Source organism: Gulosibacter sediminis, from assembly GCF_030011715.1.
GTDB classification, from domain to species: Bacteria; Actinomycetota; Actinomycetes; order Actinomycetales; family Microbacteriaceae; genus Gulosibacter; species Gulosibacter sediminis.
Map to the genome: position 1 here is coordinate 1 of NZ_JASCYH010000017.1, position 15,063 is coordinate 15,063.

General features: G+C 68.3%; 17 protein-coding genes. 11 read left to right on the top strand and 6 right to left on the bottom strand.

What is annotated here, in order from left to right:
* Window positions 1–55: 55 nt before the first annotated feature.
* A complete protein-coding gene (locus QM019_RS07240; protein WP_282852436.1) occupies window positions 56–610 on the bottom strand; it encodes a gamma carbonic anhydrase family protein in 555 nt (184 codons plus the stop codon).
* 52 nt (window positions 611–662) lie between these two features.
* On the opposite strand from QM019_RS07240, the gene QM019_RS07245 reads away from it, so the two are divergent.
* Complete coding sequence (locus QM019_RS07245; RefSeq protein ID WP_282852437.1) at window positions 663–1,568, top strand: LysR family transcriptional regulator; 906 nt, start codon at window positions 663–665, stop codon at window positions 1,566–1,568.
* Window positions 1,569–1,618: 50 nt separating this feature from the next.
* On the top strand, window positions 1,619–3,178 hold the full coding sequence (gene ffh / locus QM019_RS07250; protein WP_282852438.1) for a signal recognition particle protein: 1,560 nt from the start codon (window positions 1,619–1,621) through the stop codon (window positions 3,176–3,178).
* 24 nt (window positions 3,179–3,202) lie between these two features.
* Here ffh and trmD read toward each other — a convergent pair whose 3' ends face one another.
* The 4 genes from trmD to rpsP are packed head-to-tail and all read right to left on the bottom strand — an operon-like array spanning window position 3,203 to window position 5,159.
* Entirely contained in the window at window positions 3,203–3,919 is a 717-nt protein-coding gene (gene trmD / locus QM019_RS07255) for a tRNA (guanosine(37)-N1)-methyltransferase TrmD (RefSeq protein ID WP_282852439.1), read from the bottom strand.
* 6 nt (window positions 3,920–3,925) lie between these two features.
* Complete coding sequence (gene rimM, locus QM019_RS07260; protein ID WP_282852468.1) at window positions 3,926–4,489, bottom strand: ribosome maturation factor RimM; 564 nt, start codon at window positions 4,487–4,489, stop codon at window positions 3,926–3,928.
* On the bottom strand, window positions 4,479–4,709 hold the full coding sequence (locus tag QM019_RS07265; protein WP_125107893.1) for an RNA-binding protein: 231 nt from the start codon (window positions 4,707–4,709) through the stop codon (window positions 4,479–4,481). Before QM019_RS07265 ends, rimM begins: the two co-directional genes overlap by 11 nt.
* Before the next feature lie 18 nt (window positions 4,710–4,727).
* The gene (gene rpsP, locus QM019_RS07270; protein ID WP_282852440.1) at window positions 4,728–5,159 is read right to left on the bottom strand and encodes a 30S ribosomal protein S16; all 432 of its coding nucleotides are present in this window, start codon (window positions 5,157–5,159) and stop codon (window positions 4,728–4,730) included.
* Between the two features lie 219 nt (window positions 5,160–5,378).
* Between rpsP and QM019_RS07275 the strand changes: the two genes are divergently transcribed.
* The 6 genes from QM019_RS07275 to QM019_RS07300 all read left to right on the top strand — a co-directional run bounded on the left by QM019_RS07275 (window position 5,379) and on the right by QM019_RS07300 (window position 9,595).
* Window positions 5,379–6,470, top strand: coding sequence for a carboxylate-amine ligase (locus tag QM019_RS07275; RefSeq protein WP_282825704.1), 1,092 nt, complete (start codon window positions 5,379–5,381; stop codon window positions 6,468–6,470).
* 39 nt (window positions 6,471–6,509) lie between these two features.
* Window positions 6,510–7,124, top strand: a complete 615-nt coding sequence (locus tag QM019_RS07280; protein WP_282852441.1) for a hypothetical protein — start codon at window positions 6,510–6,512, stop codon at window positions 7,122–7,124.
* A gap of 162 nt (window positions 7,125–7,286) precedes the next feature.
* Window positions 7,287–7,634, top strand: a complete 348-nt coding sequence (rplS, locus tag QM019_RS07285) for a 50S ribosomal protein L19 (RefSeq protein WP_125107897.1) — start codon at window positions 7,287–7,289, stop codon at window positions 7,632–7,634.
* Between the two features lie 100 nt (window positions 7,635–7,734).
* Entirely contained in the window at window positions 7,735–8,583 is an 849-nt protein-coding gene (lepB, locus tag QM019_RS07290) for a signal peptidase I (protein WP_241209220.1), read from the top strand.
* The gene (locus tag QM019_RS07295) at window positions 8,580–9,242 is read left to right on the top strand and encodes a ribonuclease HII (protein ID WP_282852442.1); all 663 of its coding nucleotides are present in this window, start codon (window positions 8,580–8,582) and stop codon (window positions 9,240–9,242) included. The genes lepB and QM019_RS07295 overlap by 4 nt, the downstream gene beginning before the upstream one ends.
* A gap of 29 nt (window positions 9,243–9,271) precedes the next feature.
* Window positions 9,272–9,595 carry a DUF2469 family protein gene (locus tag QM019_RS07300; RefSeq protein ID WP_125107899.1) on the top strand — a complete coding sequence of 108 codons (324 nt, stop codon included), beginning with the start codon at window positions 9,272–9,274 and terminating at the stop codon, window positions 9,593–9,595.
* A gap of 79 nt (window positions 9,596–9,674) precedes the next feature.
* On the opposite strand, the gene QM019_RS07305 is transcribed toward QM019_RS07300, so the two are convergent.
* Window positions 9,675–11,366, bottom strand: coding sequence for a thiamine pyrophosphate-binding protein (locus QM019_RS07305; RefSeq protein WP_282852443.1), 1,692 nt, complete (start codon window positions 11,364–11,366; stop codon window positions 9,675–9,677).
* A gap of 449 nt (window positions 11,367–11,815) precedes the next feature.
* On the opposite strand from QM019_RS07305, the gene QM019_RS07310 reads away from it, so the two are divergent.
* The 3 genes from QM019_RS07310 to dprA are packed head-to-tail and all read left to right on the top strand — an operon-like array spanning window position 11,816 to window position 15,027.
* Window positions 11,816–12,175, top strand: a complete 360-nt coding sequence (locus tag QM019_RS07310) for a YraN family protein (RefSeq protein WP_282852445.1) — start codon at window positions 11,816–11,818, stop codon at window positions 12,173–12,175.
* Window positions 12,176–13,747, top strand: a complete 1,572-nt coding sequence (locus QM019_RS07315) for a YifB family Mg chelatase-like AAA ATPase (RefSeq protein ID WP_282852446.1) — start codon at window positions 12,176–12,178, stop codon at window positions 13,745–13,747.
* 20 nt (window positions 13,748–13,767) lie between these two features.
* Window positions 13,768–15,027 (top strand): DNA-processing protein DprA, encoded by a 1,260-nt coding sequence (dprA, locus tag QM019_RS07320; protein ID WP_282852447.1) that lies wholly within the window; start codon window positions 13,768–13,770, stop codon window positions 15,025–15,027.
* Window positions 15,028–15,063: the final 36 nt, after the last annotated feature.

Here is a 15,063-nt window from a genome sequence, read left to right on the forward strand (position 1 = left end):
ACCGCGTGGGGGGCGGGTCACGATCGTGACCGGCCCCCCTGTCGTTGTTCGCGCCTTACTCGAACCAGCAGGTGTCGAGCGAGAGCGCCTCGGGCAGCGTCGGCTGGCGCTTCGACAGTTCGACGTAGCCGCCGGCATGGGGGATGAACCCAGCCGACTCCTCTTCGGCGAGCTCGCGACGAATCTTCGCGGGCACACCGGCGGCGAGCACGCGGTCGCCGATCTCGAAGCCCTCGAGCACGACGGCGCCGGCCGCGATGAGCGAGCCGGTGCCGATCACCGAGTGGCTCAGCAGCGAGGCGCGCATGCCGACGAGGGTGCCGTTGCCGACGGTCGTGCCGTGGAGCATCGCGGCGTGGCCGACCGTGACGTCGTCGCCGAGGGTGCAGGGGGCGTCGGCATCGACGTGCACCACCGTGCCGTCCTGCAGGTTCGAGCGCGCGCCGATGCGGATCGCACCCGAGTCGCCGCGCAGCACGCAACCGTAGAAGACGCTCGAGTCGGGGCCGATCTCGACGTCGCCGATGATCGTGGCGTTCGGCGCGATCCATGCCGAACGGTGGATGCGGGGGCTGACGCCATTGAAGGGGAGCAACAGTGGTCCTTGCATGTTGCCCAGTGTATTGGGAGCCGCTGACACCGGGAGGCGCTACCTTGACTCTGTGACCCGTCTAGACCTGGATTCGCTCGAACTGTTCGTGCGTGTTGTCGAGCGTGGCAGCATCAACGCGGCCGCATCGGCTGCCGACCGCTCGCAGCAGGCGGTGTCAGAACGGATGCGCAAACTCGAGCACGAACTCGGCCTCGACCTGCTCGAGCGCGGTGCCCGCGGCTCGCAGCCCACCGAGACCGGCCAGGTCGTGGCCGACTGGATCGCCGAGCTGCTCGTCGCGACCGACCGCTTTCAGGAGCGGCTCACCTCGCTCCGGGCCGATCGCACGAGCACGCTGCGGGTCGCGGCCTCGCAGACGATCGCCGGCTACCTGCTGCCGCAGTGGCTGAGCCAGCTCGAGCAGGCTGGCACCGCGACGAGCCCGCACGTGCACGCGGTGAACTCGGTCGAGGTGATTCGCGAGGTGCACGCGGGCGCGGCCGTGATCGGCTTCATCGAATCGCTCGACGAGCCGAGCGGCCTCGAGCACCACGTGGTCGGCCACGACGAGCTCGTCGTGGTCGTGGCGCCAAGCCACGACTGGGCGTCGCGCGATTTCATCACCGCGCAGGAGCTCGCTGCGATGCCGCTCGTCGTGCGCGAGTCGGGCTCGGGCACGCGCCAGGTGCTTGAGCAGCTGCTGGGGGAGCAGCATCCGCAACTCGTGGCCGCCGAGCCCCGGGCCGAGTTCTCGGCGATCCTCTCGGTGCGAGGCGCCGTCACGGCGGGCATAGCCCCGGCGGTCATGAGCGCGCTCACCGTCGCCGAAGACCTGGCGGCGGGGCGGCTCCGCCGCGTCGACGTCGCCGACCTCGAGTTGCACCGGCCACTTACCGCGATCTGGCGCGAAGAACCCGAGCTACCCGCCAGCGCGAGCGAGCTCATCCGGATCGCGGTGCAGCACGCCGCCGACTGACTCGGCCCGCCCGGTAGTCCCGGCCGATTGCCGGTAGAATGGCCGACACTATGGCCTTGTTCGGGAACCTTTCAGACCGCCTTGTCGACGCGCTGAGCAATCTGCGCTCGAAGGGCAAGCTCACTCCAGCCGACGTCGACGGCACCGTCCGCGAGATTCGTCGCGCCCTGCTGGAGGCCGACGTTGCGCTTCCCGTCGTCAAGGACTTCGCCGCGCACGTGCGCGAGCGCGCCCTGAGCGACGAAGTGAACCGCGCGCTCAACCCGGCGCAGCAGGTCGTGCAGATCGTCAACGACGAGCTGGTGCGCATCCTCGGTGGGGAAGAAGCCCGCCAGCTGCAGTTCGTGAAGCGCCCGCCGACGGTGATCATGCTCGTCGGTCTGCAGGGTGCTGGTAAGACGACGCTCGCGGGCAAGCTCGCGAAGTGGCTCGTCGGGCAGAAGCACTCGCCGATGCTCGTCGCGGCCGACCTGCAGCGCCCGAACGCCGTGCAGCAGCTGCAGATCGTCGGCGACCAGGCCGGCGTGCCAGTCTTCGCGCCCGAGCGCGGCAATGGCGAGGGCGACCCGGTGCGCGTCGCGCGCGAGTCGATCCGACTCGCCAACGAGAAGCTCCACGACGTCGTCGTCATCGACACCGCCGGTCGGCTCGGTGTCGACGAGACCCTCATGCAGCAGGCTCGCGACATCAAGCAGGCGACGAACCCCGATGAGGTGCTGTTCGTCATCGACTCGATGATCGGTCAGGACGCGGTCGCGACCGCGAAGGCGTTCCAAGACGGCGTCGACTTCTCGGGCGTCGTGCTCACGAAGCTCGACGGTGACGCCCGCGGTGGTGCGGCGCTCTCGGTCGCGCAGACCACGGGGCGCCCGATCATGTTCGCGTCGACCGGTGAGCGCCTCGACGACTTCGAGCTGTTCCACCCCGACCGCATGGCGAGCCGCATCCTCAACATGGGTGACGTGCTCTCGCTCATCGAGCAGGCGCAGAAGGCCTTCGATGAGGAGGAGGCCCGCGAGGCCGCCGAGAAGCTCGCGGCGAACGAGTTCACGCTCGACGACTTCCTCAAGCAGATGCAGCAGCTGCGTCGCGCTGGCAACTTCAAGAAGATGATCGGCATGATGCCGGGCGTCACGAAAGAGATGCGCCAGCAGCTCGACGACTTCGACGAGTCGAGCATGGTGCGCATCGAGGCGATCATTCAGTCGATGACGCCGCTCGAGCGCAAGACGCCGAAGGTGCTCAACGGCTCGCGCCGCTCGCGCATCGCCCGCGGTTCGGGCACGAGCGTGAGCGAGGTCAACGACCTCATGAAGCGCTTCGAGCAGTCGTCGAAGATGATGCGCCAGGTCGCGCGCGGCGGCATGCCGTCGATGCCCGGCATGCCCTCTTCGGGCGGTGGCCGCGCGGTGGCAGCCAAGCAGGCGAAGAAGAACGCCAAGAAGGGCAAGAAGTTCTCGGGCAACCCGGCGAAGCGGGGCGTCGAGGCACCGGCGCAGAGCGCGCCGAGCGGATCGTCGTTCGGTGGCGGCGCCTTCGGTGGCGGGTCCGGCGGCGGTCAGCCGAGCCCCGAAGAGCTCGAGAAGCTGCAGAAGTACCTGCGCAAGTAGGCGCGCGCCCGCGACGGCGCAGACTTACGCGTCGTCGCGGGTGGTGAAGGCCTCGTAGAGGTCGGGGCGCACGCGCTGGGTGCGCCCGAGTTGCTGCTCGTGGCGCCACTTCGCGACGTTGCCGTGGTGACCGCTGAGCAGCACGTCGGGCACGTCGAGGCCGCGCCACTGCGCGGGCTTCGTGTAGCTCGGGTATTCGAGCAGGCCGTCGGAGTGCGACTCCTCGACGAGCGATGCCGGGTTACCGACGACGCCCGGAATCAGCCGGCCGAAGGCCTCGATCATCGCCATGACGGCGACCTCGCCGCCGTTGAGCACGTAGTCGCCGATCGACACGAGCGAGACGCGGGCGTGCTCGGCGGCCCAGTCGAACACGCGCTGGTCGATGCCCTCGTAGCGGCCGCAGCCGAACACGATGTGTTCCTCGCCCGCGAAGTCATGCGCGCGCGCTTGCGTGAACACGTCGCCGGCGGGGGAGGGGAAGACGATGAGCGGGCCGTTCTCGGCGGGCGAGGCCGCGAGAATGCCGTCGAGCGTTTCGCCCCAGGGCTCGGGCTTCATGACCATGCCGGCGCCGCCGCCGTACGGAGTGTCGTCGACGGTGCGGTGACGGTCATGCGCCGCGTCGCGCAGGTCGTGGATGTGCAGGTCGATGATGCCCTGCGCGCGCGCCTTTCCGAGCAGCGAGAGATCGAGGATGTCGAAGAACTGCGGGAAGATCGTGACGATGTCGATGCGCATCGCGGGCTACTCGCTCGCGTCGTCGAACAGGCCGCCGGGTGGGGTCAGTGTGACAACGCCTGCCTCAAGATCGACCGCGGGCACGATGTCCTTCACGAAGGGCACCATGACGTCGCCCTTCGGCGTCTTCACGACCAAGAGATCCTGGGCGGGGAAGTGGTCGACGCGCTCGACCGTGCCCACCGAGGTGCCGTCGATCTGCACGTCGAGCTCGACGAGCTGGTGGTCGTACCAGGTGTCGGGCGCGAGCTCCTCGGCCTCGTCCTGGTCGACCCAAAGGATCGCCTTGATCAGGGTCTCGGCGGTGGTGCGGTCAGTGACATCTTCGAAGAACGCGACGGGCGACTCGTTGAACCAGCGCAACTCGCGCAGGGTCACGTTCTTGCCGCGCCACGGCGACGTCGTCGGCACCTGAAGCGAGAAGGATGCGCCGGGTACGAAGCGTCGCTCGGGTTCGTCGGTGTAGAGCTCGACTTTGAGGGCTCCCTTGAGCCCGTGTGCCTTGACGAGGCGTCCGACGCGCAACTGGGTAATCCCGCTGCGGCTGCGTGCGGACAACTTAGTTATCAGCCACGTCAACGCGGACGCGGCGGCCGTCGGCAAGTGCGGTGATGAGGGTGCGCAGCGCCGTCGCTGTGCGTCCCTGTCGACCAATGACGCGGCCGAGGTCCTCGGAGTGCACGTGCACCTCGAGGACCTCGCCGCGGGCGGAGTCGATTGCGTCCACGCGGACGTCGTCCGGGCGGTCAACGATGCCACGGACGAGGTGTTCAAGCGCGGAAGCAAGCATGGGGACTCCTTCTTGGGATTATTCGGCGGTTGCCTCGGCCTCGGCGGCCGGCTCGGCAACCTCAGCGTCAGCCTCTGCCTCAGCCTGCGAAGCCTTCGGCTCCGACTTCGGCTTGAGGACGGGCTTCTTGTTCTCGTCGGCCTGGAAAGCTTCCTTGGCCTCGGGCGACTTGACCTGCGACTCGGTCGGGCCTTCGCCCTTGAACTTACCCCAGTCACCGGTCAGCTTGAGCAGTGCGAGGACGGCCTCGGTGGGCTGTGCGCCGACCGAAAGCCAGTACTGCGCGCGCTCCGACTCGATCTCGATGACCGAAGGGTTCTCGGTGGGGTGGTACTTACCGATCTCCTCGATCACTCGACCATCGCGCTTCGAGCGCTCGTCGGCGACCACGACGCGGTAGAACGGTGCCCGGATCTTGCCCAGGCGCTTCAGACGAATCTTGACAGACACGTGTCTCCTGCTTGTTGAAACTAGTTAACGATCAAAGACTGAGCGGTGATGTGCGTGGGGCGCACTCGCCGACGTCCGGATTCGCTGCACGCTGCGGATAGAGGGTCGCTGGCACAGACTCAGCTAACTATTCTTGCAGATTTCTCGGCCCCGCGGGAGTCCCGCTCGGAATCAGTTCAATCAAATAATCGACTCCGTGCCCCGCGTACGATGTCATCCATGGACTTCACCCTGTCCGAACGCGCCACCCTCGGGGTCGAGTGGGAACTCGCGCTAGTTGACCGTGCGTCCGGCGACCTCGCCGGTCGCGCCGGTGAGGTGATCGCCGCGGTGAACGAGCGCCGCTGCGTCGGCGAGTTCCTTACCAATACGGTTGAGCTCGTCACCGATGTGCACCGCAACGTGCCCGGGGCAATCGCCGATCTGCGCACGCTGCGCGACAAGCTTGCCGCAGCCTGCGACCCGCTCGGCGTCGCCGCCATCGGCGCCGGCACGCATCCGTTCTCGGACTGGCACGTGCAGACGCTTGTGCCTGAGGACCGCTACTTGCGCGTCGTCGAGCGCTCCCGCGACTGGGGGCGTCAGCTCTCGATTTGGGGGCTGCACGTGCACGTCGGCCTGCCTTCGCCGCATGTGGTGGTGCCGGTGATGAACGCGGTGCTCGCGAACTTCCCCTGGTTGCTTGCCCTGTCGAGCTCGAGCCCGTTCTGGGGCGGCGTCGACACGCAGTTCGCCTCGCACCGCTCCATGCTCTTCCAGCAACTACCCACGGGTGGTATTCCGCCGCAGTTGCGCGACTGGGTCGACATCGGCGCCACGGTCGACGCGATGGTGCGCTCGGGCACGATTCTCGACGTGAAAGAACTGCGGTGGGATGTGCGCCCCGCGCCCCGCTTCGGCACGATTGAGGTGCGCATCGCCGACTCCGCGCCATCGCTGTTTGACATCGGCGCCGGCGCCGCGCTGACGCAGTGCATCGTCGAGGAGGCGCTGCGCGCCCTCGACCGCGGCGAGGAACCAATGCACCTGCCCGACTGGGTCGTGCAGGAGAACAAGTTCCGCGCTGCGCGGTGGGGCTTCGACACGAACTTCATCGTCTCGGCTGACGGCCGCGAGGAGGCCGCCCGCGGCAGCTTCGCCCGCCGCATCGACGAGCTGCTCGAGATCGCCCGCGACCTCGGCTGCGAGGGCGAGCTCGTCTCGGGCCTCGTTATCGTCGACTCCACCCCGGCCGACCGCCAGCGCGCCACCATGCGCTCGGGCTCGGCCGTTGGCGTGGTCGATACGCTGCGCGCGGAATTCCTGCGGTGATCCGGCGTTTGCGGAGCAAGTTTCCGTAATTTATTGGCTATGCCCAAGCGGATCCACCGACTACTCAGCACGCTCCTCGCCCCCGCGCCATTCCTGGCCGGTACCTGGACCGTCATCGCGTGGATCGTTTTCCAGCGCTCGGTGAGCGGCTTCCTCGGCCTCTTCATTCTGATTCCTGTCTCGTTCGCCCAGATGGCGATCCTCGGCATCGTGCTCTGGCTGCGCCCGAGTTTCCGCATCTCGAAGAAGGCGACGACCGCCGACGCGGGCTGGTACCTCGGCTCGCTCGTGTTCTGGCTCGCGGCCGTGGCCATCCCCGGCACCTGGGGCGCGGTCGCGCAGGTTGCCGCGGCCGTCTTTGCTGGCGTAGCAATCGCCCAGCTCTGGCGCCGCAATCGCAAGGAAGCCGAGGAGCAGCTGCGGCAGCGTGCCGAGCGTGCCGCCGGCGCATCCTCGAATTCCGACTTCGGCCGGGCTCGCGGGCCGCAGGCGGGCCGGGTGATCATCGTCGACACGAACGAGACCTGGCAGGAACAAGAGGGCGGCACGGTACGCCGCGAGTCCGAGGCGATCGAGGCCGAAATCATCGAGGAGCCGAGCGGGCGTGACGATGACGAGCCCGATGAGTGGACCGCGCGGCCGCACACCAGCTAACTTCCGCGCAACTCGAGGCTTGTCGGCGGGGCTGATTGCCCGCTAAGCTTGTCGTTTGTGCCGCGGCGTGAATCTGCCACAGGGGACACTCTGCCCGCGGAATTAAGAAAACTTACTTCTATTGCGTTCGACCTGTGGCGGCGCAGAGAGTGATTGATCATCATGACCAACCTCATCGACCAGATCGACGCACAGTCGCTGAAGGACGTCCCCGATTTCCGCCCCGGCGACACCGTCAAGGTTCACGTCAACATCGTTGAAGGTAACCGCAGCCGTATCCAGGTGTTCCAGGGCGTCGTTATCGGCCGCCAGGGCGCTGGGGTCAAGGAGACCTTCACGGTCCGCAAGGTGAGCTTCCAGGTCGGCGTCGAGCGCCTCTTCCCGGTGCACTCGCCGATCATCGACCGCATCGAGCTCGTCAGCCGCGGTGTCGTTCGCCGCGCGAAGCTCTACTACCTGCGCGACCGTCGCGGCAAGGCCGCGAAGATCCGCGAGCGTCGCGAAAGCTAACTCGTTTATCACGATTTGATTGACCCCGGTGCGTTCACGCACCGGGGTCAATCTCGTTCGTGCTTAGATCAACAGACCACAACCGACGAGGAGCCCATGGGTGCGTGACGACGCCGAGTATCAGTTGCCGAAGTTGAGTGGCAACGCCGGCGCCGATGGCCAGGACGATGCTCTCGTCTACGAGGTATTTCGGCATGCCCACGCCCCGCGGCACCGGCTCAGAAACGACATCGCGGTCGACGACCGGGGCAACGTCGTGGCCCGCGGCGCGACGCTCGGGATGTTCATCCGCGACGTCGTCGTCATCGTTGCGATCGCGCTCGTGGTCTCGATCGTCGTCAAGACGTTCTTCCTCAAGCCGTTCTATATTCCGTCGGCCTCGATGCACGAGACGCTGATCGAGCAGGATCGCGTGCTCGTGAACCAGCTCGTGCCCGACCTCGTGCCGCTCAACCGCGGCGACGTCATCGTGTTCGAAGACCCGGGTGGGTGGCTGCCGCAGCAGCCAGCCGTCGACAAAGCGCCGCTGCAGGCGTTCACCGACGGCACGCTCGAACTCATTGGCCTCAAAGCCGAAGAGACGAACAGCCACCTCATCAAGCGAGTTATCGGCCTGCCGGGCGACCACGTCGAGTGCTGCAACGCCTATGGGCAGATCATGATCAACGACGTGCCGATCAGCGAGCCGTACGTCGAACTCGGCGACAACACCGCAGCATCCGGCACCGAGTTCGATGTGACCGTGCCCGCCGACGCGGTGTGGGTCATGGGCGATAACCGCTACAACTCGGCCGACTCGCGGGCGCATCAGGACACTCCGACCGGCGGCTTCGTGCCGTACGAGAACATCGTCGGCCGCGCGTTCATGATCAACTGGCCCTTCGACCGGCTCCGCTTCCTCAGTAACTACTCCGAGGTGTTCGCGAGCATCCCGACTCGGCAGCCGTGACCGCCGTCTCGCCGACGCTCGAGGTTGAGCGGGTGCTGTTTGCTGACACCGAATTCGTGATCGGCATCGACGAGGTTGGCCGCGGTGCGATCGCCGGGCCGGTCGCCGTTGGGGCGTGCGCGATCCGCGACGTCGAGGCGCAGCAGGGGTTCCCTGAGGGGCTGCGCGACTCGAAGCTGCTCACAGCGAAGGCGCGCGAACGCCTTGCGGCCGCGTCGGCGGAGTGGGCGTTCGCCACCGCCGTCGGCTGGGCCTCCGCCGCCGAAATCGACGAGTTCGGCATTACGCGGTGCCTCGCCGCCGCCGCGGTGCGTGCGCTCGGCGAACTCTGGCAGGTCGGCGTGCCGGTCGACTTCGCGAGCGTGCTCCTCGACGGCAGCCACGACTGGCTTTCGCCCGCGCTCACGCAGCCGCTGCGCGTCAGGGTGCAGCCGAAGGCCGACCGTGATTGCGCGAGCGTCGCGGCCGCGAGCGTCGTTGCGAAAGTGGCGCGGGACGCGCGGATGCGCGAGTTCGCGGCCGGCGACGAGGGCCTCGCCGCGTTCGGCTGGGAGAAGAACAAGGGGTACGGCTCGCAGGGGCACCGCGACGCGATTCGGGCGCTCGGGCCGAGCTCTGAGCATCGGCGAAGCTGGCTCGGGAAGATCCTTGACGCGTAAGTCAACCGTCGGGCCTAGACTGGTGCGTTATGAACGAGGACGCCTTTGACGACTACGAGCGCAGCGTAGAGCTGGCACTGTTCCGCGAGTACCGTGACGTCGCGAAGCAGTTCAAATACGTCGTCGAGACGGAGCGCCGCTTCTATCTCGCGAACGAGGTCACCCTCGACCGCAAGGATGCGTCGAACGACTTCTACTTCGAGTTGTCGATGCGCGACGTGTGGGTCTGGGACATCTATCGCTCCGACCGCTTTGTCAAGGAGGTGCGCGTGCTCACGTTCAAGGACGTGAACATCGAGGAACTCAACGTGCACGACTTCGAACTGCCGAAGGAACTCTCGATCGACGAGTAGCCCGCCTGCATCCGCGGCGAGTCGACGGTGCGAGGGTTTTCCCTTCTTAGACGTACGCGACGCGTCGGGGGAACCACACCTAGCGTGCGGCGGCGGCCTGTCGCTTGAGGTTTTCCATGATCTCGAGCTGGTACGGCGCGATGACCTCGCCCGAGACGCGGCAGTCGAGCACCCAGGTGCCGTTCTCGCCAGAGGCGACCCACTCGGCCCACGCGTCGAGATCATCGAGCGTCCGCACTTCGGTGCCGTGGGCGCCGACGGCCTGCGCGAGGCCGGCGAAGCTCACCTGGTCGATGCGCATCGGGCGCTCGTCAAGGCCCTGCATGCCGTACTGCGTGATCTCGGCCGTGTACGCCGCGTCGTTGTAGACGATGACCGTGGCGCGTTCGGCGGTGCGCACGAGCGAATCGAGGTCGGCGAGCGCCATCAGACCGCCGCCGTCGCCGGTGGCGAGTACGAGCATCCGGCCATCAGCGTTCGCCGCGATGGCGGCACCGGGTGCGCTCGAGAAACCGAGGCCGATCGATTGGAAAGCCGTGCCGACGAGCACGATCGAGTCGGGGCCCGGAACACTGAGGTACGTATTCGCCCAGCCGATGAAGTGGCCGCCGTCGGTCGCGATGAGTCGCTTGGCGGGCAGCTGCTCGTCGATTGCGGCGGTGACGGCACGGGGGTCGAGTTGGCCGTCCGCGGCGATCGGCGAGGGATCCTCAGCGTCCGTGCTCGTGCGGCCGAACGGGCGGTCGAACTGGGCCGCCGCGACGGCGTCGCGGTCGAGCGACGGCCAGGTCGCGTGCTCGGGAGCGGGCGTGTGCGCGAGAAGTACAGCAGCCGCGTCCGCCGCATCCGTGCGAATGAAGGTTTCGATGGCCGGGTGGGTGGCGGTGTCGGCGAGGTCGAGCTGCACGAGGCGGGCCTGCGCAAACATGCGGTCGAAGCCCATCGTGAACTGGTTGAGGCCTGCCCCGAACGCGACGATGAGGTCGGCCGCAGCGAGGTAGTCGGCGGTGGGCTCCGACGAGAAGCCACCGCAGATGCCGGCGTCGAGCGCGCGCCCCGTGAACAGGCCACGTGCGGCCGCCGTGGTGACGGTGATGGCGCCGAGACGGTCGGCGAGTTCGGCGAGGTCGCCGCGCGCGCCGAGCGCGCCCCGGCCGGCAAGGATGACCGGGGTACGGGCCGCGGCGAGGTCGCGCGCGAGCGCCTTCAGCGCCGCGGCGTCGGCCTGCGGGCGCTCGGAGGCAAGCACTTGGTCGAAGTCGATCGGCGCGACGTCGCCCTCGTCGCTCGTCACGACGGGGAGGTCATAAGGCAGCGAGAGTACGACCGGGCGGCGCTCGATGAGCGCGAACCGCACCGCGTCATTCACCGCGGCGGCGACGTAGTCGGCGCGCACCGTGACATTCTTCACGCCGACGGCGTGGGTGATGGCGTCCTGGTCAAGGTCCCAGGGCCGCAACCCAGTCGTCGGCGCGTCGCCGACGAGCACGAGCATCGGGATGCGCGCCATCGACGCCTCGGTGAGGGCAGTGATCGTGTTCGTGAACCCGGCACCGTACGTCGCGGTAGCGATCGCGAGCTTGCGGGTAGCGCGGTAGTACGCATCCGCTGAGGCGACAGTCGCGACTTCGTGGCGCACTGCGGTGTAGCGAATCGGGGTGAGGCGCAGCATCGCGTCGACGACGAAGGCGTTGCCGTTGCCGAGCAGGCCGAACATCTCGTCGGCGTAGGGGGCGAGGGCGGTGGCGAGTCGCTCGGCGACGGTGGTCATAGTCACTCCTTGGCACGTGTGGGTGCGGGACGTCGGTGTCTCCGGGTACCTGCAGACGGTACTCGACATGTGCTTTATGCAACATCTGCGGCGAAAAGGCGTTACAAATTGTGCAGATGCTAGCGGGTGACGTGGCACTTCTGGGCGCTGCCAGTGCGCGAATGGTAAGTCGCTTGGTTCGTGACTGCGGCATGGGAATCGTGGTGCTCGCGTCGCGCATCTGACTCGTTGCCAACCACGCGAAGATCATGAGGGTGCTGCTCATCGTGCGCTCGACCCAGAACATCGGCGCCGCACTCTCGGCCTCCTCACAGCCCTTGCGCGCGTGTCGCGGCGCCTCCCGCGGCGCCTGTGGATGCGCGACTTTCCACCGTTGGCGCCCACGACCGGGCGTGCGCCAGCGCACTTCTCCAAGATGACTGCATTCACCGCAGTTTGGGGAGGCGCACATGGCACGGCACATCACGCTCGGTTGCGAGGGCGAGGACCTCGCCGCGAAGTACCTCGCCGACGCGGGCTTCGAGATCATCGACCGCAATTGGCGCTGCAGCGCGGGTGAGGTCGACATCGTCGCCCGCGGCGAGGGGTACCTCGTTTTTATCGAGGTCAAGACGCGCAGCTCGATCGGTAGCGGGCACCCGCTCGACGCCATCACCCCAACGAAGATCGCGCGCATGACGCGGGTCGCGTATCGCTGGCTCGACGAGCACCCTGGCCCATTTGTACCGATTCGCCTCGACGTCGTGTCGATCGTCATGCCGCGCTTCGCGAGCTCGAGCCTGCTGCACATCGAAGGGGTGGGCGAGTAGATGGCGCGCAACGCCCGCGCCTGGGGCATCGCACTCGCGGGGCTCCGCGGCGACGCGGTGCAGGTCGATGTGCAGGTCGCGGCCGGCGTGCCGAAGCTGCTCATCATCGGCCTGCCCGACGCGACCATCGGCGAGGCCGAGCACCGCATCCGTGCCGCCCTGCAGTCGTCGAAGCAGTCGCTGCCGCCGAAGCGCATCACCGTGAGCCTCGCGCCCGCCGAACTGCGCAAGCATGGCGCTGGCTTCGATCTGCCGATCGTCTGCGCGGTGCTCGCTGGCCTCGGCGTCATCGATGCCGAGGCGCCCGCCCGTAATGCCCACATCGGTGAGCTCGCGCTCACCGGGGCAATCCGACCCGTCGCGGGCATTCTGCCGGCGGTGCACGCGGCGAAGCAACACGGCTTTGAGGCGATTCTCGTGCCCGCGTCGGCGCGCGCCGAGGCTGAGCTCGTCGATGGCATCCGTGTCGTACCGGTCGCCTCGCTCGCCGAACTCGCCGAGTACTACGGGGCCGACTCGGAGGCGCTCGCGGCGCCCACCAGCGCCGAGCGCGAGTTTCTGCGGCCGGGGGCCGCCGAGGGGGTGGGCGGTGTCGGAGACCTCGCCGACGTCGTCGGTAACGACAGCGCGGTGCGGGCGGTCATAATCGCGGCGGCAGGCGGGCACCACCTCGCCATGATCGGGCCGCCGGGCTCAGGGAAAACGATGCTCGCGGAGCGGCTTCCAGGCATCCTGCCCGACCTCGACGATGATGCCGCGATCGAGGTGGCCGCGCTGCGCTCGTTGCGTGGCCTGCCGCTCGGCGAGCGGCTCGACCGTCGCCCGCCGCTGCAGGCGCCGCACCACACCGCCTCGGCCGTCGCGCTCATTGGAGGCGGCTCCGGCGTCATCCAGCCCGGCGCGCTCTCGCTGGCGGCGCACGGGGTGCTGTTTCTCGACGAGGCCCCCGAGTTTCCCCGCCGGGTGCTCGACTCGCTGCGACAGCCGCTCGAGTCGGGGTCGATCACGATTCACCGCGTGCGCAGCACTGTGACCTACCCGGCGAACCCGCAACTCGTGCTCGCGGCGAACCCGTGCCCCTGCGGCAACGCGGGAGTGCGCGGGCTCGAGTGCCACTGCACCCCGACGATGCAGCGCAACTACTTGCAGCGGCTCAGCGGCCCGCTGCTCGACCGCATCGACCTGCAATTGCGCGTCGAACGCGTCTCGACCGCGACGGCGCGACTGGCTGCCGCTGGCGAGCGCGGCAGCGTCACTACCGAATCGGCGGCGACCGATGTTCGCGCCGCCCGCGATAGGGCTCGGCATCGTCTCGCCGCGTTCGGCGTGCGCGCGAACGCGCAACTCGACGGCGCGCTGCTGCGGCAGGCGAGCCTGCGCTGCGAGCCGGGCGCCTCCGAGCCGCTCGACCAGGCGCTGAGCCGCGGTCAGATCACGATGCGCGGTTATGCCCGCGCGCAGCGCGTCGCGTGGACCCTCGCCGACCTTGCGGGCATGGCCCGCCCCGACCGCGGCCATATCGCCGAGGCCCTCTTCTACCGCACCCGCGTCGCGTCGTCGGTCGACGCCTAATCGCACGTCAAGGAGCCCCTATGTCCAATGCCTATCGCCGACTTGCACCGCTCGTGCGCGAACTCCGCTCCGCGCAGAACGATGACCTCGCCGACATCACGGCACGCATCTGCTGGAGCTGCATCGTCGAGCCGGGTGACGGCGACGCCGGCGTGCTGCGCGACACCCTCGGGGTCGAGTGCATCTTCGACCTCATCGCGGGGTGGAGCGAGATGGTGTTGCAGCGGATGCACGCGGCCGACCCGCTCGAGGCCCGCTCGCGCAACTGGTCGGGCGCCATCGCCCGCTGGCGACCCCGGCTTACCTACGAGCACGTCGTGCCGCTCGTGCGCGCGGCGACCAAGGTCGGCGCCCGGTTCTTGGTGCCGAGCGACCCGAGTTGGCCAACGCAGGTCGACGATCTGGGCGTGCACACGGCCGTTGGGCTCTGGACGCGCGGCCGGCTCGACGCCCTGCACCGGGATGCGCGCAACCTCGCCGTCGTCGGCTCGCGGGCGAGCACCGAGTACGGCAACAACGTCACCGGTGAACTTGTCGTCGCGGCCGCCGGCGCCGGGCTGTCGATCGTCTCGGGCGGTGCCTACGGCATCGACGCCCAGGCGCATCGCGTCGCGCTCGCGAGCGAGGCCGACACCGTCGCCGTGCTCGCGGGCGGGGTCGACCGCTTGTATCCGGCGGGCAACAGCGAACTATTTCAACGGTTGCTCGCCCAGGGCGGGCTCGTCGTCTCGGAGGCACCCTGCGGCCAGGCGCCGACCAAGTGGCGATTTTTGCAGCGTAACCGACTCATCGCGGCGCTCGCACCGGCGACCATCGTCGTCGAGGCCGGGGCGCGCTCCGGTGCACTGAACACCGCGAACCACGCGAGCGCGCTCGGCCGCGAGCTTGGCGCGGTGCCCGGCGCCATCACCTCGGCGACGTCGGTCGGCTGCCACCGCCTGATCCGCGAGGGCGCCGCCACCATGATCTGCTCGGGCGACGATGCGGTCGAGCTATGGCGCCTCGGCTGCTCCGATGGTCGGCTGTTTCCCGGCGGCGAGAACCAAGTCGGTCCGTCGGATGCCCAGGTGCCGCTTCTCGAGGTAGTCGAACTCTCACCGCGGCTCAGCGACGAGGCGGTACGAGTGCTCGACGCGCTTCGGCCCCGACGCGGCAACGGCGAAGCCGAGCTCGCGGCGCTCGCTGGCCTTAGCCTCACCGACACCCGGGCCGGTCTCGCGGAACTCGAGCTGCTCGGTCGCGCCGACCTCAGTGACACCGGCTGGCGGCGCGTGTCCTAGCCCCGGGCTGCCATGCCGCCACAACTACGATGGCGG

Excerpts from the sequence above, each read along its gene's own strand:
- QM019_RS07305 (WP_282852443.1), bottom strand. The coding sequence starts at position 11,366 with ATGACCACCGTCGCCGAGCGACTCGCCACCGCCCTCGCCCCCTACGCC.
- QM019_RS07275 (WP_282825704.1), top strand. The coding sequence starts at position 5,379 with ATGGACTTCACCCTGTCCGAACGCGCCACCCTCGGGGTCGAGTGGGAA.
- trmD (WP_282852439.1), bottom strand. The coding sequence starts at position 3,919 with ATGCGCATCGACATCGTCACGATCTTCCCGCAGTTCTTCGACATCCTC.
- QM019_RS07315 (WP_282852446.1), top strand. The coding sequence starts at position 12,176 with ATGGCGCGCAACGCCCGCGCCTGGGGCATCGCACTCGCGGGGCTCCGC.
- QM019_RS07265 (WP_125107893.1), bottom strand. The coding sequence starts at position 4,709 with ATGCTTGCTTCCGCGCTTGAACACCTCGTCCGTGGCATCGTTGACCGC.
- dprA (WP_282852447.1), top strand. The coding sequence starts at position 13,768 with ATGTCCAATGCCTATCGCCGACTTGCACCGCTCGTGCGCGAACTCCGC.
- QM019_RS07300 (WP_125107899.1), top strand. The coding sequence starts at position 9,272 with ATGAACGAGGACGCCTTTGACGACTACGAGCGCAGCGTAGAGCTGGCA.
- QM019_RS07310 (WP_282852445.1), top strand. The coding sequence starts at position 11,816 with ATGGCACGGCACATCACGCTCGGTTGCGAGGGCGAGGACCTCGCCGCG.
- QM019_RS07240 (WP_282852436.1), bottom strand. The coding sequence starts at position 610 with ATGCAAGGACCACTGTTGCTCCCCTTCAATGGCGTCAGCCCCCGCATC.
- rplS (WP_125107897.1), top strand. The coding sequence starts at position 7,287 with ATGACCAACCTCATCGACCAGATCGACGCACAGTCGCTGAAGGACGTC.
- ffh (WP_282852438.1), top strand. The coding sequence starts at position 1,619 with ATGGCCTTGTTCGGGAACCTTTCAGACCGCCTTGTCGACGCGCTGAGC.
- QM019_RS07280 (WP_282852441.1), top strand. The coding sequence starts at position 6,510 with ATGCCCAAGCGGATCCACCGACTACTCAGCACGCTCCTCGCCCCCGCG.